This is a genomic window from Dyadobacter subterraneus (genome assembly GCF_015221875.1).
GTDB classification, from domain to species: Bacteria; Bacteroidota; Bacteroidia; order Cytophagales; family Spirosomataceae; genus Dyadobacter; species Dyadobacter subterraneus.
Genome location: NZ_JACYGY010000001.1, coordinates 3924163 through 3948311, shown reverse-complemented (window position 1 = coordinate 3948311; position 24149 = coordinate 3924163). Strand labels below are relative to the sequence as shown.

Annotated in this window: 24 protein-coding genes; 5 read left to right on the top strand and 19 right to left on the bottom strand. The window is 39.2% G+C overall.

What is annotated here, in order from left to right; translation table 11 throughout:
• Positions 1 to 3 precede the first annotated feature (3 nt).
• The 8 genes from IEE83_RS16425 to IEE83_RS16390 form a co-directional block, all read right to left on the bottom strand.
• Positions 4 to 3606, bottom strand: a complete 3603-nt coding sequence (locus IEE83_RS16425) for a SusC/RagA family TonB-linked outer membrane protein (protein WP_194121619.1) — start codon at positions 3604 to 3606, stop codon at positions 4 to 6.
• A gap of 195 nt (positions 3607 to 3801) precedes the next feature.
• On the bottom strand, positions 3802 to 4857 hold the full coding sequence (locus IEE83_RS16420) for a FecR family protein (RefSeq protein ID WP_194121618.1): 1056 nt from the start codon (positions 4855 to 4857) through the stop codon (positions 3802 to 3804).
• A gap of 69 nt (positions 4858 to 4926) precedes the next feature.
• Positions 4927 to 5466 (bottom strand): RNA polymerase sigma-70 factor, encoded by a 540-nt coding sequence (locus IEE83_RS16415; RefSeq protein WP_194121617.1) that lies wholly within the window; start codon positions 5464 to 5466, stop codon positions 4927 to 4929.
• Positions 5467 to 5932: 466 nt separating this feature from the next.
• The gene (locus tag IEE83_RS16410; protein ID WP_194121616.1) at positions 5933 to 7330 is read right to left on the bottom strand and encodes a carboxylesterase family protein; all 1398 of its coding nucleotides are present in this window, start codon (positions 7328 to 7330) and stop codon (positions 5933 to 5935) included.
• A gap of 142 nt (positions 7331 to 7472) precedes the next feature.
• Positions 7473 to 7679, bottom strand: a complete 207-nt coding sequence (locus IEE83_RS33595; RefSeq protein ID WP_194121615.1) for a PLDc N-terminal domain-containing protein — start codon at positions 7677 to 7679, stop codon at positions 7473 to 7475.
• Positions 7680 to 7931: 252 nt separating this feature from the next.
• Positions 7932 to 8624 (bottom strand): hypothetical protein, encoded by a 693-nt coding sequence (locus IEE83_RS16400; protein ID WP_194121614.1) that lies wholly within the window; start codon positions 8622 to 8624, stop codon positions 7932 to 7934.
• Positions 8625 to 8632: 8 nt separating this feature from the next.
• Positions 8633 to 8989 (bottom strand): PadR family transcriptional regulator, encoded by a 357-nt coding sequence (locus IEE83_RS16395; protein WP_194121613.1) that lies wholly within the window; start codon positions 8987 to 8989, stop codon positions 8633 to 8635.
• A gap of 114 nt (positions 8990 to 9103) precedes the next feature.
• Positions 9104 to 9643 carry a pyridoxamine 5'-phosphate oxidase family protein gene (locus IEE83_RS16390; protein WP_194121612.1) on the bottom strand — a complete coding sequence of 180 codons (540 nt, stop codon included), beginning with the start codon at positions 9641 to 9643 and terminating at the stop codon, positions 9104 to 9106.
• A gap of 423 nt (positions 9644 to 10066) precedes the next feature.
• Here IEE83_RS16390 and IEE83_RS16385 point away from each other — a divergent pair, with 423 nt between their 5' ends.
• Together IEE83_RS16385 and IEE83_RS16380 are read left to right on the top strand one after the other, a co-directional pair.
• Positions 10067 to 10726, top strand: coding sequence for an outer membrane beta-barrel protein (locus tag IEE83_RS16385; RefSeq protein ID WP_194121611.1), 660 nt, complete (start codon positions 10067 to 10069; stop codon positions 10724 to 10726).
• 35 nt (positions 10727 to 10761) lie between these two features.
• A complete protein-coding gene (locus IEE83_RS16380) occupies positions 10762 to 11424 on the top strand; it encodes an outer membrane beta-barrel protein (RefSeq protein ID WP_194121610.1) in 663 nt (220 codons plus the stop codon).
• Positions 11425 to 11445: 21 nt separating this feature from the next.
• On the opposite strand, the gene IEE83_RS16375 is transcribed toward IEE83_RS16380, so the two are convergent.
• From IEE83_RS16375 to IEE83_RS16330, 10 genes are all read right to left on the bottom strand, one after another.
• On the bottom strand, positions 11446 to 12261 hold the full coding sequence (locus IEE83_RS16375) for an alpha/beta fold hydrolase (protein WP_194121609.1): 816 nt from the start codon (positions 12259 to 12261) through the stop codon (positions 11446 to 11448).
• A 445-nt stretch (positions 12262 to 12706) separates the two neighbouring features.
• Positions 12707 to 13102 (bottom strand): GreA/GreB family elongation factor, encoded by a 396-nt coding sequence (locus tag IEE83_RS16370; RefSeq protein WP_194121608.1) that lies wholly within the window; start codon positions 13100 to 13102, stop codon positions 12707 to 12709.
• Positions 13103 to 13508: 406 nt separating this feature from the next.
• Positions 13509 to 13853, bottom strand: coding sequence for a hypothetical protein (locus IEE83_RS16365; RefSeq protein ID WP_194121607.1), 345 nt, complete (start codon positions 13851 to 13853; stop codon positions 13509 to 13511).
• Between the two features lie 72 nt (positions 13854 to 13925).
• Positions 13926 to 14903 (bottom strand): DUF932 domain-containing protein, encoded by a 978-nt coding sequence (locus IEE83_RS16360; protein WP_194121606.1) that lies wholly within the window; start codon positions 14901 to 14903, stop codon positions 13926 to 13928.
• Between the two features lie 200 nt (positions 14904 to 15103).
• On the bottom strand, positions 15104 to 16351 hold the full coding sequence (locus tag IEE83_RS16355; RefSeq protein ID WP_194123436.1) for an RNA polymerase sigma factor: 1248 nt from the start codon (positions 16349 to 16351) through the stop codon (positions 15104 to 15106).
• A 49-nt stretch (positions 16352 to 16400) separates the two neighbouring features.
• Positions 16401 to 16748, bottom strand: a complete 348-nt coding sequence (locus tag IEE83_RS16350) for a YciI family protein (RefSeq protein WP_194121605.1) — start codon at positions 16746 to 16748, stop codon at positions 16401 to 16403.
• A gap of 78 nt (positions 16749 to 16826) precedes the next feature.
• A complete protein-coding gene (locus IEE83_RS16345; protein WP_194121604.1) occupies positions 16827 to 17279 on the bottom strand; it encodes a carboxymuconolactone decarboxylase family protein in 453 nt (150 codons plus the stop codon).
• Positions 17280 to 17372: 93 nt separating this feature from the next.
• A complete protein-coding gene (locus IEE83_RS16340; RefSeq protein ID WP_194121603.1) occupies positions 17373 to 17876 on the bottom strand; it encodes a 2'-5' RNA ligase family protein in 504 nt (167 codons plus the stop codon).
• 41 nt (positions 17877 to 17917) lie between these two features.
• A complete protein-coding gene (locus IEE83_RS16335) occupies positions 17918 to 19072 on the bottom strand; it encodes an acyltransferase family protein (RefSeq protein ID WP_194121602.1) in 1155 nt (384 codons plus the stop codon).
• A gap of 51 nt (positions 19073 to 19123) precedes the next feature.
• Complete coding sequence (locus IEE83_RS16330) at positions 19124 to 20383, bottom strand: MFS transporter (protein WP_194121601.1); 1260 nt, start codon at positions 20381 to 20383, stop codon at positions 19124 to 19126.
• A gap of 236 nt (positions 20384 to 20619) precedes the next feature.
• Between IEE83_RS16330 and IEE83_RS33440 the strand changes: the two genes are divergently transcribed.
• The 3 genes from IEE83_RS33440 to IEE83_RS16315 all read left to right on the top strand — a co-directional run bounded on the left by IEE83_RS33440 (position 20620) and on the right by IEE83_RS16315 (position 23015).
• Entirely contained in the window at positions 20620 to 21483 is an 864-nt protein-coding gene (locus tag IEE83_RS33440; protein ID WP_194121600.1) for an AraC family transcriptional regulator, read from the top strand.
• A gap of 79 nt (positions 21484 to 21562) precedes the next feature.
• Entirely contained in the window at positions 21563 to 22378 is an 816-nt protein-coding gene (locus IEE83_RS16320) for an inositol monophosphatase family protein (protein WP_194121599.1), read from the top strand.
• Positions 22379 to 22388: 10 nt separating this feature from the next.
• A complete protein-coding gene (locus IEE83_RS16315; RefSeq protein ID WP_194121598.1) occupies positions 22389 to 23015 on the top strand; it encodes an NAD(P)-dependent oxidoreductase in 627 nt (208 codons plus the stop codon).
• A 92-nt stretch (positions 23016 to 23107) separates the two neighbouring features.
• Here the strand turns inward: IEE83_RS16315 and IEE83_RS16310 are convergent, their stop codons facing one another.
• On the bottom strand, positions 23108 to 24073 hold the full coding sequence (locus IEE83_RS16310; protein WP_194121597.1) for a purple acid phosphatase family protein: 966 nt from the start codon (positions 24071 to 24073) through the stop codon (positions 23108 to 23110).
• Positions 24074 to 24149: the final 76 nt, after the last annotated feature.

The following is a 24149-nucleotide window of genomic DNA, read 5'->3' as shown; positions in this document are numbered from 1 at the left end:
TGATTAAAATTGAATATTTAATTTGACACCGGAGGTCATTGAAAAAGGATAAAACGAAGCCCTGTCAAAACCAAAAAGATAACTTGATCCTGGCGTAAACTGATCGTTGTTGTTCATCATAGTCGCTTCCGGGTCAAGGTTATTTTTAGCCTTTGTCCACAACATCAGATTTCTGACAAACATCGATAATGACAAACCGCTCGAACCAATATGTCGCGCCAGACTTTCAGGAAGTTTGTATGCTACCGAAAATTCTCTTAATTTAATAAAGGAGGCATCATAAATCCAGGTTTGTACGCCTCTGCTCCAATATCCTGCACCCGGATCTGCGATCAAATCACTGCGGAAATATTTGGTACCTGTTTCTCCAAAATTCTCAATATATTCTCCGTTGGCACCGGCAATAACGCCTGGGAAAAAGGACCCGTTGGAAACCGCGCCGCCATAATTGAATCCTCCAAGCTCAGCTGTACGGCCACCCACATAGGTAAGTCCGTCCATAGCGTTGTACTTTCCAGGATTTGATTTAATTTCCGCTGCAAGTTTGCTATTGTCTCCGTTGAAAGAATTGTTACTCAAAATACCGGTCATTGTGCTTGATCCGTCTCCTTTGTGCCAGCTGTCCTGCCGCCCGTCACGTGTCAGGCGTTTCATACTTTCTGAATAGTATTTTCCGCCCTGGCGCCAGTCGATACTGGCTGAAAATGTAAATCTTTTAACCGTTAAATTGGTCTGGAAACCCAGTGTGAATTTCGGCATAACATTGCCAAGATTGATATTGGTTGTACTTTGCTGCACAGCACCATTACTATTTAAAAGTGGCCATCCGGCATATTGCCCTTCTGTAACTCGTTTTACATCAGGTCCCCACAAATCACCCACTTTTCCGCCGAGGCTGGTTTGGTTGTAGATGTTATTTCTGTTCCAAAACTGATAATTACTTACACCTTCTGGCAGTGCCGTCAATTTGCTTCTTTCTTTGGTAAAATTGAAAGTCGCATCCCAGATCACATTTTTTGTTTGAATGGGTACCAGGCGCATGGAAATTTCCAGACCTTTATTCTGAACAACACCGGCATTTACGTTAGCCGCAGTATATCCCGTCGACCCTGATACCGACACGCCGGTAATTTGCTTTTTATCTTCTACTTCGTAGTAGGTGAAATTAAATCCTAACCGTTTTTTGAAGAAAGAAGCGTCAAATCCTAACTCCGAAGAAATGATACTTTCCGGAAGCAGGTTGCTGGTTGGCGTTGTAGATGGCAAAGAATAAACGGTGTTGCTTCCCCAGGTAGATTTGTCAAGCGTCATAGACAGTTTGTAAGGGTTAGTATCCTTACCAACTTTGGCCCAGCCTCCTCTAAGTTTCAGAAAGGAAATGGCTATTGGAAGTGAAAATAAATCAGACAGTACAACACTTAGCGAAGCCGATGGATAAAAATAGGATCTGTTATTAACCGGCAGCGTACTCGACCAGTCATTCCGACTGGTTACTTCCAGAAAAATCGCTTCCTTATACCCAAAAGAAGCCATGCCATACAAGCTGTTAATTCGTTTGTTATTTTTTGTGGAAGTATAACTTACAGAAGCTCTGTCGATATTACTTGCTGTGTAAAGTCCAGGCAAAACAAAACTTTGGCCTGTGATAGTGGCCAGACCATTATTCTGGAAAAACAAATTTCCGCCGGCCGAGGCATCCAGTGAAAAATCACCAATGGTTTTCTTGTAATTCAAAAGAAAGTCCGTATTGATTTCCTGATTGTTTCTTGATATATAAGAATATCCACCGTTTGGAACCGCTTTTTCAGATTTTGCAGTACGGTTGTCGGTGATGTAAGATTCGTTAAAACCGCCCACACGTGTCATCAAACTAAGATCGTCTGTGATGTTCCAGTTTAGTTTGATATTGCCGTAAGGACGAACTTTGCTGAATGTATTAATATTTTCATTGACCGTGAACCAGGGATTATTAAATCCGTTTGACCATACATTTTGCTGCACATCTGGCTCTTTCCAATAATTTTTCAGATCGTTAATATCCAGCCAGTTCGGAGTGAAATATAAATCTTCGTAGGGATAATTATCATAAGAAAGTCCGCGGTTATTGTCAGATCCTGAATTCAGATAATTAAAATTTCCGCTTACACTCAGTCGGTTGGCAAAATTATAAGTGGCTGAAAGCGCTATGGCATCCTTGCGCAGGTTACTTTTAGGATATACGCCTTTTCCTCTCGTATCCGAAACTGACAGCGAAAAACTAAGTTTTTCATTAGAATTCGAGATTGTGAAATCGTTTATAAAGCTTGTGCCGGTATTGACAAAGTCCTTCACGTTATCAGGATGTGGTTCAAGGGGAGTGGCAACGCCATTGGTTCCGAACCTGGCAACAGAAGTTCCCATTTGCGGACCCCACCAAAGATTGCTTGTCTGGTCAAAATTTCCATTTGAACCTGTTACAAATTGCTGCTGGATCGGCACATATTTGTAAGGAACGGTAGCAGTAAACGCCGAATTAACGCTTATACCCAGACCTTTTTTCCCATTGTTTCCACTTTTAGTTGTAATCAAAAGCACACCATTACCAGCTCTCGATCCATAAAGTGCGGCGGCACTTGGACCTTTCAGCACACTGACACTTTCAATATTATCAGCACTCAAATCTGAAAGTACACTGACATCATTTCCGGTGGGAAGTCCGTCTACAACGATTAAAGGCGAATTATTTCCGGAAAGTGAAGTATAACCCCGGATTAAAATCATCGGGTCACTATTAAGATCGGGCGTAGTATTGATCACCCTGACTCCGGCAATTTTCCCTGTCAAAGCATTTACTGCATTTTCCTGCGGCACCTTGGTTAAAGCATCACTTTTTATTTCTCCAACTGAATATCCCAGCGATTTGGTTTTTCTTTGAAGTCCAAGGGCAGTAACCACAACTTCATCCAGTGAACGCGTATCCTGTGACAGATTAACTGAAATCTGGCTTTGAGAATTTACCGTAACATCCTGAGATAAATATCCTACAAAAGAAAACGTAAGTACCGTTGGTTCGTCAGGCAAAGAAAGTTGAAAATTACCTTTTTCGTCGGTAGTTGTGCCTCTTGTAAGTCCCTTAATAAGAATACTTACGCCAGGAAGCCCTTCATGATTGACCGCATCTACAACGGTTCCGGATACTACTCTTTCCTTATTAAGCATTATTTCAGGAAGCGCCAGTCCGACGGGTTTTAAATCTTTATCCTCCGATCTTTTTTTGAGAATGATTTGTCCGCCAATAACATCCCAGGCAATATTTGTTTTACGAAAAACAGTTTCAAGCACCAGGTCCAGCTTCTGGTTTTGTGCATTCACCGATACTTTTTGTTTTGAATTGATCACGGCAGCACTGTATACAAACCGCACGTCGGCGGTTTTTTCAAGTTCTGAAAGTACCAGATGGATAGGAGCTTTGCTGACATTCAGGCTTACTCTGCGGCTCAGTAATTCCTGGGCCGACAAAGGGAGCGCGTTGGCAATGCCTGCCAGACAAAACATGATTGCTATTTGCGAAAAGCTAATTTTCATGACAGTCCACAGTAATGTGCGGTTTCGTCGTTTGTATTTCATAAATTTGAATGTTTTGTTCAATTGTTGTAAAAGTTGGGCAAAAGGATCCCGCACCCGTTTTTCGGGCGTGTTCGCAAAAGGACATTTCGTGTGATCTCAGGCCATTGACGGTACCAGCGTCAGTGGCTTTTTTATGTGGTGATTGTCAAGGTTTTTACATAGGTTAGTGTTTAGGGTTTGGAAAAAATTTATTGCTTAATCATTATTACATCCTGATCCATCAATGAAAATTCTGGCTCCTTCCAGATGATAACTAGCCCCGATACTTGCGCAAATCATATCAAGTTTTGTGAACAACGGCTGATCAGTAAGCCGGGCAGTAAGCGGACAATTCCCAAGAATTTGCCTGTCATAAACAATTTCGACGTGATAAGCCTGCTGCAAAATGTCAAAAGCCTCAGAAACAGCTGCATCGTTAAATTCAAACCTGTTTTTTATGATTTCCGGATTTACAATTTCGGGTGTTAAAACCAAGGTCTTAGTTAACTTTCCTTCTTGCAGATTTTCAACGGCCTGCTCGTTTGGACCTAGAAATAATTTTGTTTTAGAAGATAAGGACGCGACCATAACTTTGCCTGATTTAACTGCAACTTCTGTTATGGATCCGGCCTTTTCTGCAACATTAAAACTTGTACCCAAAACCCGGATTTGAAGTGCCGCGGTGCGGATCGTAAAAGGATGAAGTGTGTCACGATGTACTGCAAAAAATGCCTCTCCGGTAAGCTTTACCTGACGAAAATGCCCCTCAAATTTTTCGGGATAGGAGAGTTTACTATGCTGGGATAGCGTGACTACGCTACCATCAATAAGCCGGACTGACATTTTTTCAAGCGTAATATTTTGTTTTTCAATCCAAACTGACTGCTTCTGTTCGCTGTCATTCAGGCTGATATCGTTAATTTTCGAAGGTTTCATTAAAAACCAACCAGCTCCGGCAAACAATACAAGTGCGATGGAAGCTGCCGCCATGTACCAAAAATCCTGGCTTTTTTTGTGCTCTTGCGGAGGTTTGTTTGCGTTAACATCGGTTTGTAAAACTCCATTAAGCTGCTCCCAGATATGCGCTTGTGCAGAATCAGCAGAATTTTGTAGAAACGGATCATTAATTTCGTCCGCATTCTGCCAGTCTTCGGTTAATAAATTTTTTATTTCACCCATATCATTCCGATCGAAATAGTTCTGTAAAACAGCTAGTTCGTCAGGGGTACAACGGCCTTCCCTGAGTTTTTGCAAGAGCTCTCGATTGATCATTATAATTGGTTATATATAGGAATACAAACAACTCGGATACCACCTTTACTCCGGTATGTGAACAAATTGTTAACTAAGAAAAATAATGGTAAAAAACAGAAGACTGGTACGAAGGGATCGAAGTGCTTTAACCATCTGACTTTCCACTGTACTCTTTGAAATAGACAGCTGCTGTGCTATTTGCTCATAGGAAAGTCCTTCAAAACGGCTTTTTTCAAAGATTTCTCTTCTCTTTGGCGGCAAGTTATCTAACGCCGATTCAAGACGTGTGGTAAGTTCGGTAGTCAATAAAGGTTGATCAGAATCGTCAGAGGAAGAAAATTCCGGTTTGTTTTCATACCAGCTTTTATAAACTTTCTGCCTGACCAGTTCCCGCTTGTAGCGGTTGATGACAAGTTGGCGGGCAATGGTAAGAAGCTGGGCGTCGGCGGGGATATTTTCAGAAAAAGATTCTCGGTTCAGCCAAAATTTCAAAAAAACTTCCTGCGCCAGATCCTGGGCCTCATCCATATCTCGGGTATGCTTATACGCAAAAACAAATACCTTTCTAAAGAACCTGTCGTAAAGTTCTTTAAAATCTTTTTGCTGCTGATCACCCTGCTCCCTCATGGATATACCTGTTTAACGAATAGTTATTGAGTACAGAAAATCACCTTGGTAAAAGCTCATTTCGCAATCATCGAATATCAGACAAAGTTATCAACCACATCGATTAATTATGCTTTTTAACAATTTGTTAATAATGGCCTCCGCTTTCTGTATTTTTCGATGATGGCAAATGGTGTATTTACCGTTACATACCCATATATACTGTTATACGCGACTTTTATACCCCTGAGTTAATGTAATTTAATGATAAATTTCCAATATCTGTTCTTCGTTTTGTCTGGATTTTAACAATGCAGCAGTTAATAAAGAAGGGTGTTGAAATTCATGTTACTTGAAATCTTAAATCATAGGAAAGTTATATTTAGCATTACTTGCCAAAATGCATTTATTATGTTAAAAACTAAATTGAAATAATGTTATTTATAAAATTGAAATCACAAGAGAAATTTGTCCTTTCGTAAAACTGCTATTCTCTTTTTTGAGAAAAAAGCCAATCTAAAAGACCTGGAATTTGCTGCACTTGACCATCAATATTGTGGCCGGCATTTGGAAATTCCGTATAACGGGGATGGCCTCCGGCTTTTTTTATTCCGGCAATAATACTTCGTGTGCTGCTTACAGGGGCTAAGGCATCTTTGTCACCATGAAATGCCCAGACAGCAACATTTACCATATTGCCGGAAAGACCAGGATCCAATCCACCACTCATCGGTATGGCGGCGGCGAACATTTCCGGATGGGTGCCAATAAAATACCAGGAGCCATAACCGCCACCTGAAATTCCCATCACATAACGTCTTTTGATATCAACCGAAAATTGTTCTTCAAAATCGTTAATGGCTTCAAACACCAATTGAGAAAACAGGGGATCGCCCCAACTCATATTTTGGGGACATTGCGGGACAAATAAAAATGCAGGATATTTTCTCTTGTTGACATAGTTTGAAAGAAACGGAGCGGCCGAGCCTTCAACCTGAATGATATTATCTGTGCCGTGCACGCCTCCGTGATGCAAAAGCACAACAAGCGGATATTTGTTTTGTGGATTGTAATCCAGCGGTTTCATGAATCTGTAACGCAGCGAATCACCATCCGCGTTTACAAAATGTTTTGCTTCAAAAAGTGATGCTATGCCCCGGGCTTTTTCACTGATCTGATGAGGATAACCTACAAGCTGAGATTCAGAATATAATTTGTAACCCAAAATGAATACTGAAACAAATACAATCGGTGCAGAAACTATCAGACTGTAATTTACGGAATTTCGAGCCGGATTTTTTGTCTCTCTGAGCTCTCTAATCAAGTTTCCCAGAAGCAAACCTGAAACAATACAGGAACACCAGGATGTCCAGAAGTTAATGCTTTCAAAAACCGGACGTAGGTGCAAAGAGGGAAAATAGTTATTCCACAGCAAAGATGTAAGTAAAATCGCAGCCAATATCAATCCGAGAATTCCGGCAAACTTTAACAATGGCCGCTTTCCGGAATTTGAAAATATTAAAGTGATATAAAATGCAAGTGAAGTCACTAAAAGAAAAATGCAAACAGGTATATAAAGTGCATTTAATTTTTTGAATACCAGCATAATATAAAGAATCGTATACAGGCTGACGGAGGCTGCCAGGTAAATTGTACCTGTAAAAAATGAGAACCGGTATTTCTTAACGTGATAATATTTAAGCAAAATAGATGCGCTTATCACATCAATTATTGTCACAAGAACAAGCCAGGAAGGATATGAAGCCAGGAAATAAATCTGTAAACCGTGCTGCAAATAAATAATGCACAGAAAAGTAGTTGTAAGTATGTTTAGGGTAATAAAAAATATGCCGGAATAGTAAAAATTTCGGGATTGAGATTTCATGAGGATAAGGCGTTGTTTAATGGTCGATTTTAATCTAAACCATTGCAGGTATACCTTATACCTTTATTTAAATGTTAAAAGATCTTAATTGATAATCAGGCGATTAAGAATACTCTGCAAAACTATTCAAAAGCAGTTACATTCATTTGGTATTGCTCACCTTCCGAGGCATACCGAAGAAAAGATAAATTAATGTTCCTATTACAGGCACTAACAAAATTAAGAGTAACCAAACCACTTTTTCAAAGGTTTCCAAATCATTATTTCTGAGTAAACTGATTATAGTTACGATGATTTGAAGATATACTAAAATCGCTAAAAAGATGAGTGCAAGTTCGTATGTACCCATGCCAAGAAATGTTATCGCCAGAAGAGACATAACTTCGAAGTTTATTTTTTCAAAAGATAAATATTTTTATTTGAAAATGGTACTAAACCTGTATTCATAATTTTGATGTTATGCAGATGCAGCGGTAGACGATTGAAAAAAGCAATTTTTAATTCACTATTTCCGAAGACCGTTACAAACGGTCCTTTATAAAAAGTACGCAGTGTTCGAAGAACACTACGCACAACGAAAGGTTGGATAAGTGACTTTCGGTTACTTCGTGACGTACCAGTAATTCCCTTCGCATTCTTTGGAATATTCAAAAAGTGAAATGATGGAAATAGCGAAGGCCGTCCAAATAAAGGACTGCAATAGTGCACTTGTCAAATTATTAAATCCTGATTTAGTGATTATCAGTGAGGATAAGACCGCAAATAGTGCTACCAAAAAGGTAATAAGAACTCTCACAATTGTTTGAGATTTAATCATTCCAAAGATATCTAACCATTTAATATATCTTTGGAGAAGAAAAATAGGGAGCATGATAACAGGCAAAATGGCGGATCCGGTTAGTATTCCATTTACAAAATTGTAGCTTTCAGTCACATCTTTTGTATATAATTTGAGATAAAAACATAGTGTTGTGACAAGAAAAGTAACAATCAAACTTCTTAGTAATTTTTGACCAGATAGCTGGCTTTTCCACAGAGTCAACAAAACACGCAGTTGCTTTTTGACAAAGCCTTTTCTGAATTGCCATTCCATTTTTTGGATAGCCCTCATACCGCCAAAATCTTCAATTGTTGAGTACATAGCTTCGTTAAAAGGTATTGACTCTTTTAGTTTTTCTTCAATTGCATCGATGAAATGATCAGTCATTTCATCGATGAATTCAGTTTCTGACAACCTGCATTTTTTACTTAAAAAATCTTCTATCTCAAAATACTGAGCCTGTGTTACTTTCATAGTACATATTATTTGGCGTGTATAGAAATCAAATCTTTCGGTTCAAGTATTAGTTGAAGCTGACTGAGAAAATTTTGTATTGTCGCAAGTCTATCCACCGCATTTCCCTTTTGATCACTAGCAATAGAATAATACTTTCTGGCTCGACCGTCCACAACTTCTGTTTGCGTAATCAATATTCCTTCACCTTCCAGTTTATGCAGCGCCGGATAGAGTGCTCCCTCAGTTATACGCAGTTCACCACGAGTCATTTCTTTTACCTTTTGGCATATTTCGTAGCCGTACATCCGCTCTGTTTGTGAGAGAAGTTTCAATATTACAGCGTTCAGACTTCCTTTGAGAAGCTGTTGAGCATTCTTATTCATACTCCAAATATACTAATTTTAAATATACCTCCAAATCTTAGGTATGTAGAATAAAAAAAATCACAAATCGTGTTATACAATGAACTGTACAGCAGGATTTGTGATAATTATACCTTATGAATTAACCAATTTCCCTTCAATCGAATCGTCAAGGGTTTTACCAAGGATTGCACCTACGACGGTTTTTGCGAAGGCAACGGTATTCCCATGTTTGTTGTCCCAATAATAACCTTCCTTGGCTTCCACTTTGATAGCCGTTATTCTTGGATCATCAATACCTTCGGTGAACCATGTTTTCAAAATCGGTTCCCACAGTTCTTTGATTATTTCTTTGTCTTTGGAAATCGTAGCGGAGCCATATACACTTAAAAAATCTGAATGCGCTGAGCCCTGAAATAATAAGTGTACGTTTTCGTCAGCGGAAATGTCTGCATTTTTGTTACTGTCGTCTGCACTTAAAAACCAGAAATTACCTTCATCATCCACTTTCTGGACCGACATAGGCCTTACTTTTAGTGGTTGCTGAGAAGTTATCCGGGTACAGAAAAAGCAGGTGTTTGCACTTTTTGCCAGTTCTTTAATTTTCTCTCCGGCTTCCTTGCCAAAAAGATCTTCGTGATTTTTTTCAGGTTGTTGTTGGTTGATGCTGTCCATAAAAATTTAAAGGTTAGTTATTTACAGGGCAACAAACAAAGATCATTCCAGCAAATCCTGTATTAAGTTTATGTAAGTGGCAGCAATATTCTGACATCATAAGTAAGATTAAGGAAACGCTGATTCATGTTAATGCACCGAACTTTATCCATCAAAACAAAGAAAAAAGATTTCTAAGACATTAAATTTGAAGGTCCCCGAAATCTGAATTACTCTCCCCAATCGTACTATCAAGCACTTTTCGTGACTAAGATAACAATTGTAATATTTATATTTAATTTGAAATTTTTAACACAAATTACTTAGTAAATCAGCGGTAAATTATACTTATTAAACTGGGAAAAGAAGCTTTTAAAATTCTTCAAAATAATGGAGAGTATGAACTTACGGATAGGGCTGAATTCATATTTAAACGGATAGATAATGAAAGCACTTTTTAGCGTTACGATAATTCTGGCTGGATTTTTACTTTCATCACCAGTGGTTATGGGTCAAAGTAAGTTTGCTTTTTCAATCACTGCGGCTCCATTTTATGGACAAATCAAATCTAAAAATTCCTTTGTTATTCCAAGTGGTACCGGAGGGGAACCAATCACTACTGAAATAAAATCTAAAACAACAACCAAGGGCTACTGGGTTGGTTTGAATGGGAGGTATTCCTTTTCCTCAAAATGGTCTGCGTCAACTGGTTTATGGCTAAGTGAATCCTGGCAAAACGTGCCTCAAATAACTCCTGCGATATCGGTTTATACGGGGCGTAGCAGATCACATAATTTAGCTATACCCGCGATGGTTAATTTTCAGACTTCCGAACGAAGATTGTCACCATACTTTTCTGCGGGAGCTATGTGGAATTTTAGTACAACGAGCCGTTTAAATATATCCAGTTTGGAAACCAATTTTACATTTAAGAGTAACGATTCCAAAGTAACACCTATGGTTGGCGCAGGGGTAATCTACAATTTTGCACAACATATATCCATGATCGCTCAACCAATTTTCCAGTATATAATTCCTCTTTCCGGGATACATTCGCAGACATACCAGCTGAATTTAAATGTACAGTTGATGTACAGATTTTAATTTTGTCATGAATTATACCTAATGTTGCTTCAGAAATGAAAGTAAAACGAATACTAATGCGTCAGGTTTTTATAATCTTGCTTTTTCTTACTGGATTCTTATTTTTCTCACCGGAGGTTTTGGCGCAAGGTAAATTTGCATTTTCTGCCAGTGTATCTCCCTTTAAAACCCATAGCAAAAGTTATGTGACAAACGAGATACCAAATGCCAGTGGAACCGGGACCACAATTGTAGAAAATAATTCTGAGAATACGTTCAAGGGTTACTCGATCGGGTTAAATGCCAGATATTCTTTTTCTCCCCAATGGTCAGCATCAACAGGTTTATGGCTAAGTGAATCGAATTTAAATTTGATTGCCTCAAGTGTTCGTTCACATAATTTGTCAATTCCGGTAATGGTTAATTACCAGGCATTTGACAGGAAATTTTCACCTTATTTTTCCGCGGGTACTTTATTTAATTTCCGGACAACAAGTCATTTTGATATTCCTGGCTTTGGTAATTTTATTATTAAATCAGATAAATATTCCAGAGTATCACCCACAGTGGGAGCCGGTGTGATTTATAATTTTGCACCTCATCTCTCCATTATAGCCCAGCCAACTTTTCATTACGAAATTCCTGTTTCAAATACTTCGGATAATTATTCGCGTACATACCAGCTTAGTTTTAATGTGCAGCTGATGTATAAATTGTAATTATCAAAAATAAAATTTTGATCAGGGCATTGGCGCTTCAATAAATTCATTCACCATTTCAACAAACAATTCTGGTATTTTGCTATTGCCACCCTGTGACATGATCTCGCCCATATAACTCCCGTGGCTGGCGGGGAACAGGGCCAGCCTTCCATGAGGAAAAAGACGAAACATTGCAACCGCATGTTCAGGACGAACCACATCCTGGTCGGCACTTATAACGAGAACAGGTACCTGGATTGAACTGATATCCTCATCTTTCCAATCCTGAAACGTACGCATTCTGTTCGCATCTTTGTCGTGCATATTCTGCAATGCAGCCTGGCTTGGATTGATTTTAAAAAATTCGTCCTGGTAAATTTTTGGCATATCATTCAGACTTGCCTTCTCCATGGCATCCCAAAACCAAGAATACATTCCTTCTCTCTTGTAAAAAGAAGAAGCCAGAATTAACTTGCTTACCAATTTTGGATGTCTGATGGCAATTTGCATCGCCGTATTACCGCCGTTACTGAAACCGAAAATATTTGCGCCGGAAATGTTTAGTTGCATTAACAATCCGGCCACATCATCGGCATCCTGTTCAAAACTTTCAGGCGCATCCCTGTCGGAGGTATGGCCATGCGCCTGAAGTTCAACGCCAATGACCTGATAGTTCTTCGCCAGCAACGGCAATATTTTCCCAAAACTGGTATATAAAGTAGAACCGCCACCGTGAATTAATAGAAGTGGATTTCCGTCACCATGAATTTCAAAATACATTCTTATTCCATTGACATCGGCGAATTGCCCTGGTCCGGAATTTTGGTTTTTATCTTTCAAGACTGTAAAGCTCATGACCTTTTTCTTTGGATAAATAAAAGTTACAAGGTCAAATATATACCCGTCTTTCGGGTAAAAAAGGGTGGAGATGAGAAAATTGTAATGGCCGTTTGGGACATTTGGTTTATTAATTATGCACTAGTTATGCGCAGTTTCAAAACTGCGAATTTTTATAATTTACCGTTTGTAACGGTTTGAAAAGTGATATTCAAATCCTAAAAATTACGAAGACGATAATGCCCAAAAGATTATGATTCAAGAAACTGATCGCTCCAAAAAGAAATTATAAAATGATAAAAAACATAGTAATCGTTAACGTCCAGATGACGATAATAATTATCTCGGATACAGTTAGTCTGTCCGAATTACGAAGTTTTAATTTTTTCATTTTAATATATCAACGAGATTTTAAGTGGAGCAGAGCGATAAGTTCTTGTTGCCCTGCTACACATTCAGTGATTTAAACTGTAACCTGGGTTACATCCAGGATTTCGAATTTTTTCATTCCTGCCGGCATCTTCCATTCTACTTTTTCTCCTTTACACAGACCGATTATAGCGGCACCCATCGGCGTTAAAACGGAGATTTTCTGATCTTTAATGTTAGCAAAAGCTGGCATAACGATGGAGAATTCCAGCTCCTTGTTCGAAACAAGTTCGCGTACTCTTACCCTAGAATTCAGCCGGATACTGTCTTCCGGAAGTTCATTGTTTTCAACTATGATTGCGCGGTTTAATTCGTATGACAGTGTCATTTCACTGCTATCGGAATTAGGCGAAAAATTTTCCGTGAATTGTTTTAACAGACGAAAGTCATCTTCGCCAAGTATTACAAGATTCTTTTTATTGTTTGTCATCAGATGGATTGAATATCATAAACGCTGCATAGGAAGTTGCATAGCGCGTCCATGCAGATTTCATTTGGAAATCTGTGTATCAGAAAATGGTCAGATTGACCAGTATGAAAATTTAGTCTGGAATATTTTCCCCTATACCGGGGAATTGACCCCGATATCTGATATTAAAGCAGATTCGGGGTAATCGTGTTGAAGTCCTTAAAATTAGAAATATAGTAGGTCTTTGCGGCAAAACTATGGAAGGGTATCTGACATACGGTATGGAAATTCTCCGTTCGCATATCAGGATACCTGTCAATATTATTAAAATGTTTTTCTGATTTAATTACCATAATTTTTTACCAGAAAGTTTTCTAAATGAAAACGAAATGCGTTTGAAACCGCGATGTCAAATTGAAATTAAGTCTTAAAGTCTGCGGATCTGAGCCCAAAATTGTTGAATAAAACTTCTGTCTCTCCGCGAAATTCCTTCATGTAACCGCGTAACACGCTGCATAGTACGGACAAATCTTTGTTTTGTCGTTTCGTTCAATTCAACACGCTCAACATTTTTCCGGGAATTCGAAATATAATCTTCATGGTCGGGATTGCTGATAATTTCTCCGATAAAACTGGCGTATAATTCCAGATCTTCATGAGGAAGTGCCGAGAAAAGCTCTTTGACAAAATGCGATTCTTTCAAATTGGAATTACCTTCATTCAAAAATAAAGATTGAATTACTGTTGCCGGACGTAGATTAACTGAATGCATATTAAATGATTTACACCTATTGAATTTTTGTGCTGAAAAATACTCAACAAAAAATAACTTCAAATCCCGTACCTAAGCAAAAGAACGGGCAGCCAAATGATGAAAAACACGTTCATCCAATTTGTACCGATCGTTAAGGGTCAGACTGCTGCGGGCTGTAAATAACGCATAATTGACTGCATTATACATGAGCCAGTAGGAGGGATCCGAACTCAAAATCCGCTCTTCCAGTCGTAACCGTTCCTGGGCCTGTTTCGCCAGTTGTACAGGAATTGGCAACGTTTTAAGCATACCTTCATCCGCTTTTTTTACAGCTGTATTGTGGAAATGCTCATAAATATCTGCCGTTAATGTTGGTTTTGCCTGAATGTGATAGATCAGCATGTCACGTAACCGCTGCTGAAAAATATCGATTGTGAGCTTACCATGATGGATTTTTCGTATTTCAGCACCTGCCTGCGACGGACGACTTTGCGTTTTTGCACTTTGTGAAGTCCGCGCTTTCTCTTTTCCCAACGACCACTGTTTCAGCCATTGCTGATAAGCGGATACTTTTACAAAAGGATCTGCCCAGCCAACAAGTCCGTTTTGGCAAACTGTCCGGAACATGCTGCTTCCTGGCAAGGTATTATCGTCAGATACCGAAGTCAGTGTTTGTCCCTGCACGCTAAACGGCGTTTTTCCATTATAACTGTTGGTCAGAATCAAGCTTTTATGGAGCTTTTCGCCACCAATGGATAATTCCTCAGGTAAAATAATGCTTATACTAAACTCGCCCGTTGTTGTGTGCTTGATTTGGAGCGTGTAATCAGCAACAAGTTCGTTAACCACATCGCGGATAGCTGCGTTGGGAATAATGGAATAGTCAGCACTCTGAATACCGAAAATGGTTTTTCTTCCGCCATCAGGTTGTCCAACAATTAATTGCTGACGGTCAGTAGCCATAATATCATATTCGGGCAAAAGATCCGCCAGCCATACCGGATTAACGGGATAACATATGTCGTCCCATGAACTCGCTAATTGTGGTTGCGCACTGATGTAAGTCATAAATTTACTTTTTCATTTTTACAGTTGTAAATTTACAGTCGGCTTTCTTGGAAACAAAATATTTAGCAATAATTATTTGATGATGATACTTTACTTGGATTTAAAGTATTGATAGTAAGTGTTTTATTTAATTTCTGATTGCAAGACTATTAACAATGTAATTCAACTGAAATATCGAATTGATGTTAAAAAATAAAAATTTAGTTTAGCAGCCGTTCGATATTTTTGCTGATCGTAGCTTTATCAGCGGATGAATGTGCAAGATGAAGTGCGGCTTGAAAATGTTGAAGGGCCTTTTTGTTATCAATTTCGGTGTAAAGATTTCCCAACAAGGAATAATAAAAATGATAATCTGTCAGATGAAGTTTTTCCGCTTCAACGATCGCCTCTTTTTTGCCATTTGTTTTTGCTAATGCAAAAGTTCGGTTCAATGCCGCAATCGGGGAATATTCTAAAATAAGCAGACTATTATAGAGTTGAAGGATATTTTCCCACTTTTCAGCACTGTCCTGTTTTTGCGTATGCCAGTAAGCAATGCCTGCTTCCAGATGATATTTTGAAACTATATTTCCGGTAGAGGCAAGATTTAAAAAGTGTGTCCCCAGTTCAATTAACTCCTGATTCCAGCGTGTTTCGTCCTGTTCTTCGTACAAAATCGTTTCGCCGTCATCATTAGTCCGGGCGTCAAATCTTGACGAATGAAAACTCATTAAGGCAAATAATGCATTAACAGCCGGTTTGTTTGTGCTCGTATTTTCAATAAGTAAATAACAAAGACGCATCGCCTCTTCGCAGAGATCTTTTCTTAAAATGGTATTCTGGGATTCGGGGCGACGGCCAGTGGAATAATAGCCTTCTGAAAACAGCAGATATATCGTTGTTAAAACACTGTCAAGCCGGTTATTTATTTCGGAAATGGTTGGCTGTTCAATTTTGATATTGGCTTCTTTCAGTTTTTCCTTTGCCCGGTTGATTCTCTTATAAATTACCTCTTTGTTGGTTAAAAAAGCGTCAGCAATTTCCTGCACTCCAAATCCGCAAAGCAGATTAAGCGCGAGTGCAACCTGCGCTTCACTGGAAATTGCCGGATTACAAACCGTGAAAATCATAGCCAGCTGGCTGTCGGCAATGTTTTTATTTGACAAATCAATTTCTATTTCTTCCGTTTTCGGAGTAAGATATTTGATATCCGCTGAAAGTTTCTGCTCAAAAAATGAGTTGCGCTTTAAATAATTTTTAGTCTTATTTTTTGCCACGGTATAGAGCCAGGCTGTGGGGTTCTCTGGCAAACCTTTGATACTCCATAGTTCTGTGGCGGCCAAAAAAGTGTCACTTACAATATCTTCTGCGATTTCAATGTGCTCTATACCAGATAAATAACAGAGTACCGCTACAATTTTACGATACTCTGTCCGGAATAATTTCGGTATTAACGCTCTTTCTTCCATAAATCTGTAAACTGCCTTCACCAATTATAAAGGCAGTTTTGTAATATTTCTAAGCAGTAACAATGGCCATGCGGACCTCAACTTTGGCACCCCATTGCAGTATTGGGCAACCTTTTGCGATTTCAACAGCTTCATCATAATCATTTGCTCTGATAATCAACATGCCGCCAATTGATTCTTTAATCTCTGCATAAGGGCCATTCGTCACCGTATTATTTTCTTTAACAACCCGGCCGTCAGAATCCCAGCGTTTTGGCGGGGTTACCAGTTTATTTTGTGCCGCAATACCGCCTATCCAATCCTGAAATGGCTTAATAGCTGCCTGCATTTGTTCGGGTGATGGTTTGGCATCCGCGCTGGTCAGGTCGCGGTGGATCACCAATAAGAATTCATTCATGATTTTTTGAATTTAAGGTTTTAGTTGATTTGGTATTGGCAATCAGCTTTTATAAGGCTGATTGCCAAGATATTATTCTCAGCCAAACTGACCGACTTGATACGTGCCAACTGCGTTAGGAAATGCTATGTTAAGACGATTCCACGTATTAATTGTTGTGATGGCGAAAGTCAGGTCAATCATTTCTTCATCGGTGAAATGTTTTTTTGTTTCGTTGTAAACTTCATCCGGAACGACCACTTTTGTTACCGCTTCTGCCCATCCAAGCGCCGCTCTTTCACGTTCAGAATAATATGGAGTTTCACGCCAGGCACTCAAACCGTACAAACGCTGCTCTGTTTCACCCTTTGCACGTGCATCTTTGGAGTGCATATCAAGACAATAGGCACAAGAATTTATTTGAGATACTCTGAACAAAACCAGTTCGATAAGATTTTTTTCAAGAGGTGATTTTTTTAGATACCCACCAATGGCATAAAGCGTTTTTAAAGCGTTTTGACCTTTCTCGTGTAAGTTTATTCTAGGTTCCATTTTATTGAAAATTTAATTGTTAAAAACTAATGACAACTGAATTTTCATATCTGGACAAAGTGGACGAAATATTTTTTTTAAGACATTTTTTTTTCAAGACTGGGATTTTATGAGAGGAAACTGTTCAATGATAAACCATCTCCCGTCAGCATTTTCTTCAATTAAACTGATAGTATCAAAATTTAATACAGACGGTAATTTGCAATTTTTTATTTGGTCAAAAATCTCATCGCTGCAAGTTGAATTTCGCGGATGCATCAGCGTAATATGCGGGAGATAATTTTGATTGAATTCTTGCGTTTCGTATAATATTTTTTTCCTCAGTTCATGAAAATCGTAATTTTCGGTCTTGGCGGGAATGAATACTCCTTTTCCATCTGCAAACCTTTCGGCGGAGCTAAATTCAATTTGCAAAGATTTGACAAGACCAATGGTTTTGATATTGCTTACAACCTTATCAAGATTTTCAAGCTCATTTTCACGACACAAAGTGACGTGTGCTGCAATAAGCTCAAATTGGACAGGATTAAATTCCGCTCTTATCTTTTCAATTTCTTCGTTTTGGTCAGAAATAAACAAAGTAAGTTGTCGTCTCATTTTATAGGTAAAGAAGCAGGAAAGTAAGCGCTGCAAAGTAATTAAAGAAATTTCTTTACACCCGGAATCTGAATGATAAGATGACCCAGCAAAAAACTAAACAATATACCAAAAGGTGCTACAAACAAGAGCTTTAAGGCGGGGTCTACCGGCCAATCTTTCAATAAAAGCGACAAGCAAATCAGAACAAAGGGGTGAAAAATGTATACTGCAAAAGCACAGCGGGCTAATTTTGCCAAAAAGGGAGATGGTTTGTTCCAGTTATTTTTTCCTATATACAGAAGCCACGTGATGATGGTAAAACCGGTAAGCTGTTCCCATAAAGCATATACCAAAGATTGAAAATGAGCACCTCCGCTATACCAGGCGACAGGCGCATCGAATAAAACCCTGATTGCAAAAATTACGGGAAAGCCGAATACGATCAGAAAAAACTTTATCCTGCCCGACTTTTTAAAACGGGAATCAATTTCATTCAGCCAGTTGCTGTTATAACAAACAATACCCCAAAAAAACAAAGCAATATATTGCGGGAAATGCCCCAGCTGAAACCCGAAAGGATTTAAAACCCAGCCTACCGGAAATACAATTCTTACAAAAAAACTCAACAGACCAAGTCCGCCGGCAAATATTAAAATTGCTGAAACTGAGGGAGATTTTATTTTGACAGGCTTTGAGTTGTCCACTTCCTTCCATAAAATATAGACTGCTGTAAATAGCAAAAGCGCGACCACAAACCACATCACACCAAAACTTACCCAGCTGTCGTATCCACTCAAAAATTGAAAAAATGTGATGTGATGGCCTCCGGCAAAATAATAAACCAAGTAATTCATCACCGGAGAAAGTATAAACGAGTAAAACAGCAATGGAATTCCGAGCCTTTTAAGCCGGTCTTTTATAAAAACGCCGGTGCCTTTTTTAGTAAGGGAAGCAGGAATAAATATTGCCGAAAGAAAAAAGAAAAACCCCATAAAAAAAGCCTGATTGGTGGCTACAAGCATGGTCACCGGGATGATCACACCAGTTTTCAAAGTCTTTTCAGAATAGTACCAGGAGCCAGGTCCGCCATAAGTTACACAGGCATGGTGCAAGACGACAAGTCCTGTAAGCAATACTTTAAGGTGATCGATATAGAGGATTTTGCCGACTGGTGGACTTGGTTCCGACGAAGTATTTGGTAATCTATCTGACATTTGAGCTACGTTTGTACTAATTTATCAAATTATATTCACCTTTAACTCAAATTAAGATTTCTCCTCCAAAACCTCAAACGTAATCCTTTGTGTAGCATCAATTTTTAGCCAAAGCAGCGCGCCAATGATCAGGAGAATCGCCAAAAGAACAACAGGAGCGTGGTAATTATTACCAAATGCAGTAACCAGATAACCAAATCCAATGGTATTCAGAGTACTTCCGAAAAGGCCGGCAGTGTTCATGGCGCCGGTAATGGTTCCTGCATTTTTTCCACCAATATCCATGGCCGTCGACCAGGATGCAGGAATTGTAAAATCCATAAGTCCGAGGCCAGCTGATAGCAGAATCGTTGCGGCGGTATTGTCGTTGACAAAAACGGAGATCATCATGAATATTCCTGACAACCCAAGCCCGGTAAGTGCTACTGCTGCGCGTCCCCATCTCGGACCAATCTTTTTGACCAAAAAATCACAGACAAAACCACCGGAAAGACAACCAACTGCGCCTAAAACAAATGAAAAAGAAGTGATAAAAGACATTTCCTGATCATCAAGTCCGCGGCCTTTTTGCAGATAAGTTGGGAGCCAGGCCTGAAAGAAAAAAGCTCCGGAGGCGTAGCAAAAGTACATCGCCATCAGAAGCAGTAAATTGGTGTTTTTGAAAATCGCCCACGAAAATTTGTGATGTCCCTGTGGAAGATTTCGTTTGGTAAGAATATTTTTTAATTCGTGTTCACTGATACCTTTCATTTCGGAAGGTTCCTCCTTAAACCAGAATTTCCAAAAAATTACCCATAACAATCCGAGTATACCAAGGAAGAAAAAACTTACCCTCCATCCAAAATGATTCTGGATCGGGATTACTAAAAAAGGTGTCAGCGCGCCACCAACACGGCTTGCCGACCATATCCAGGCTTGTCCACGTGCTCTTTCAATAGCGGGAAACCATTTTGAAAGAACGATTGAAGAATTGGGGTAGGCGCCCGCTTCTCCGATTCCAAAGAGAAATCGCGTGATCAGCAGCATACCAAAACCTGTCGCAAAACCAGTCAGCACTGTAAAAGCTGACCACCATAATACTACCCGTATCAATACTTTTTTGGCTCCAAGCCGGTCGCCCATCAAGCCTGTCGGAATCTCAAAACCACCATATGCCAAAGCGAAAATTCCAAGAATCCAGCCCAACTGCTCCTTGCTAAGTCCCAGATCGGTCATGATTTTGGGACTGGCAACACTGATGGCAATACGATCCAGAAAGGTGATTACAGAAAGAAGTGAAAGCGCAAAAAGTACCTGGTAACGTTTTTTCATGAACAGTTATAGAGGAAAAATTATATCAAATTTAAAAGGAAACCAGGTTAATGTAACAGTCTGTAGATCTCTATTGTAATTATCAAAAGACCAACCTGGTAACTTTTACTGATCAATATTACTTTTTATATATTTCCCTGATTTATTCGTTTTAAAGATTTTTAATTGATCAATGGGCGCAAATTGACTGATTTTAAAACTGTGGATCCACAATATAATTTTTCTAATTTTGACAAGTGAAGAGCCAGAAACAAAGTATTAGTCAGTTTGAACTTTCTCCATTGGCGAAGGCGGGGGTTTTTGTGATTAATATGCAAAAGTCAGGACAGAAGGAACATCACGATACGATCACGCCGCATCGTGATGCGCACTACCTTTTTATGTTTGCTACTGATGGCCGCTTTAAGTTAAACCTTGATTTTGAAGAACTTTCGGTTGAAGCTCCGGCCATGCTTTTTGTATTTCCCGGTCAGGTTCATAATGTGGTTGAAGTAAATGAGCCGCAGGGGTGGGCAGTAAGTTTTGATCCGTCCCTGATTGATAATGGTTTTCAACTTGTTTTGGAGCAGGGATTTAAAGGGCCGGTGTTACTTGATAAACAAACCCCATTTTTTCATCAAATGATTATTTTGCTGAATCTGATTGAAAAAATTCAGACGAGTCCAGCTGACAATTATACCGGACAGACGACACATTCCCTATTAGCAGCTTTGCTAAGTTTGATTGCCGGAAGAATTGAAGCAGTTTCAAAAGATCAAAAAACAAAAGAAAGCCGGAGCGATATTATCGCACGGGAATTCAACCGGCTGTTGAAACAAAATTATAAATCATGGAAACAGCCTTCACAATATGCGGCAGAAATTGCTGTTTCTGTTTCTCATCTTAACGACACAGTCAAGGAAATCACGGGCACTTCGGTTTCCATGCATATCCAACAGCATTCTATAATGGAAGCAAAGCGTTTGTTGTACTTTACCGATAAAAGCGTAAAAGAAATTGGTTACGCACTGGGATATGATGAACCGGTTTATTTTAACAAACTTTTCAAAAAAGTGACCAGATTGACACCACAACAATTTCGTCTTAAATTCCGCGATTAGGACTATCTTTTCAGTTATTGGGCCTACTTTTCAAGAGATTTTATCCGCTTTCTTTGCATTGTACATAAACGACAAGATCATGCAAAAAGAAATCGATATTCCTCTCATAATTAACGCTGTGAAAAAGACAGGCGATTTATTCCTTCCTGATTTCAGAAAAACTGCCATACCAAATACAAGGGAAGATTCACTTATTCAGCTCAACCATATTGAAGAACGCTGTCTTACTTTGCTGCAAGAAAATTTATCGGATGCTTTCCCGGACACGCCGTGGCTAGGCGACGAATTTGATTTTGAAGAACAGCAAAAGCCACTTGGTTTGCCGGAATATTGGTTGTGTGATACCATGGATGGAGCCGTTCAGTATATGCAGCACATTGTAGGCTGGACAATAAATCTGGTTTTGGTGCGTGATGGACGACCTTATTTTGCAGTTATTTACGATCCTTATGCGCAGGAAATGTTTTGGGCGGTGGAAGGCGGAGGCGCTTTTCTCAATGGAAATAAAATTAATCCCTCCGCCAAAACTGACGCAACCGTAACGCTTGCAGTTTTTGAATATGCTTACCAATACAAAAAAGTGGAAGGCCTGAATAAAAAAATAGGCAATGCGGTGACTGACCTTCTTGAAAATTTCGGTGTTGTCAGAAATTATGGTCCTTGCGGTTTGCAGCTTGCCTATGTAGGTGTAGGCAGAATCGATTTTTTCTATCAGCCTGATCTTGACACTTATAACTGGCTTGCCGGAATTTTGATTGCAAAAGAAGCAGGAGCAGAAATTTTAACGGCAGATGGCCGCTCATGGACGTGGGGAGAAGATAGCCTTTTGGTTGCGACACCCGGAGTAGGCCAAAAGTTTTGTGTTGCCAAATCTGAAACGCAGCTTACTCAATAAAACTATTTCTATGAAAATCGCAATCATCGGTGCATCCGCCGGAATTGGGCTCGCTGCTGTAAATCAAGCTTTGGAACGAGGGCATCAGGTAAGCGCTCTTTCTAGAAATACCGAATCGATTCCTGATCATAAGTTTCTTACCAAAATAAATGGAAGTGCAACTTCGGTGTCAGATCTGAAAAAAGTTATTCAGGATGTAGATTCCATTCTGGTAACGATTGGGACAAAAGATAAGAAAAACACAACTTTATTTTCGGAAACGGCAAGGGCTCTTATTGAAGCAATTCGGGAAACAAATCCGGATATACCTGTTTTAATCATTACAGGTTTTGGGGCAGGGGAAAGCAAAAATTATCTGAATCTTTTCATGAAACTGGTAATCAGGTTTTTTCTGAAAGATCAGTATGTTGATAAAACGTTAATGGAGCAAATGATAACCCAAAGTAATTTAAAATGGGAAATTATAAGGCCAGGTATGCTGACCGATGGAAAGCGGACTAATCGTTATCAGATTAAAACGAAACTAGAAAGGGATATAAAAATCGGTAAAATAGCAAGGGCTGATGTAGCGGATTTTCTGCTGAACCAGGCTGAGAATCCTGGTTTGCTTTATCAGTTTCCTGCCTTAACGAGTTAGGACATTAACATATTAAAATGAAAAATCAGGCAGATTAATTTGCCTGATTTTTAAAAATATATTTTTGTTTACTTCTGTGTTTTTTAAAAAATCTACGCTTTTGTCAACTCCGTCTCATATAACATTTTTCCAGTATGGCTGATTGCTTTTACATTTAGCCGTTTACTATCCATTGAAAAATACATAAATCCATTTTCCGAAGCCTGAAAGCGGGAATAGGCAACACCCGTTTTTACAGGAGATAATTCAGATCCGGCTCCTGAAATAAATTGATGTGTATAACCTTCCGGTTTTAAATGTTGAAGGGAATGCTCGTGACCGGAAAGATATACATCCACCTTATGCTCTTCAAAAGTTTTGGTCAGTTTTTCCCGGATGGCCAGCGTGTCGTAATTCGTTATACGTGGGCCAACCGTATAGTAGGGGTGGTGCCCAACTACGATTTTCCATTTTACATCCGCAGAGGCATTTTTCAAAGTTTCGTTGATCCATGCAATTTGTTTATCGGCGTCAATTTTGAGCTCATCATCAATCATCGGATTCGTATCAATCATGACAAATAATACTTTCCCTTTTTCTTTTCCGATCTGGATTTCTTTGGAATAATATCTTGAAGGCATTTTCCATCGGCGACTAATACCGCTGTAACGGATCTGCGCGTCGGGATCTGTCAAATAATCATGATTTCCCAAAATGGCATACCAGTCGCATTGAAGTGCATATGCGGTATAAACGTTTTCAAAAGAGTAATGCCATAGCGGATCATGTTCGCTGACAACGCCTCGTGGATAAAAATTATCACCAACTGAAATTACAAAATTATTCCGGTGCTGACCGGCCCATTGTCCCATCTGTTTGCCAACTTCCTGTTGAAGGAACTCTCCGTTGCGCCCCCAGTCGCCCAGTGCCATAAAATGAAGCGCGTAATTGTCATCCACAATGCCGCGACCTGTAAGATCTTCGCTTTCAATATGCGTTACTGCGGGTTGAGCAGCTTTTTCAAATGGATTTATCAGAGATGCTCCAATGGTAGATCTTACAAAGTCTCTTCGTTTCATGATAACTTATATATTTTGGTGAGGTCGGCGGGTTATTTTGTAACCACCTTTATTTGAAGTACACTGTTTAGGTCTG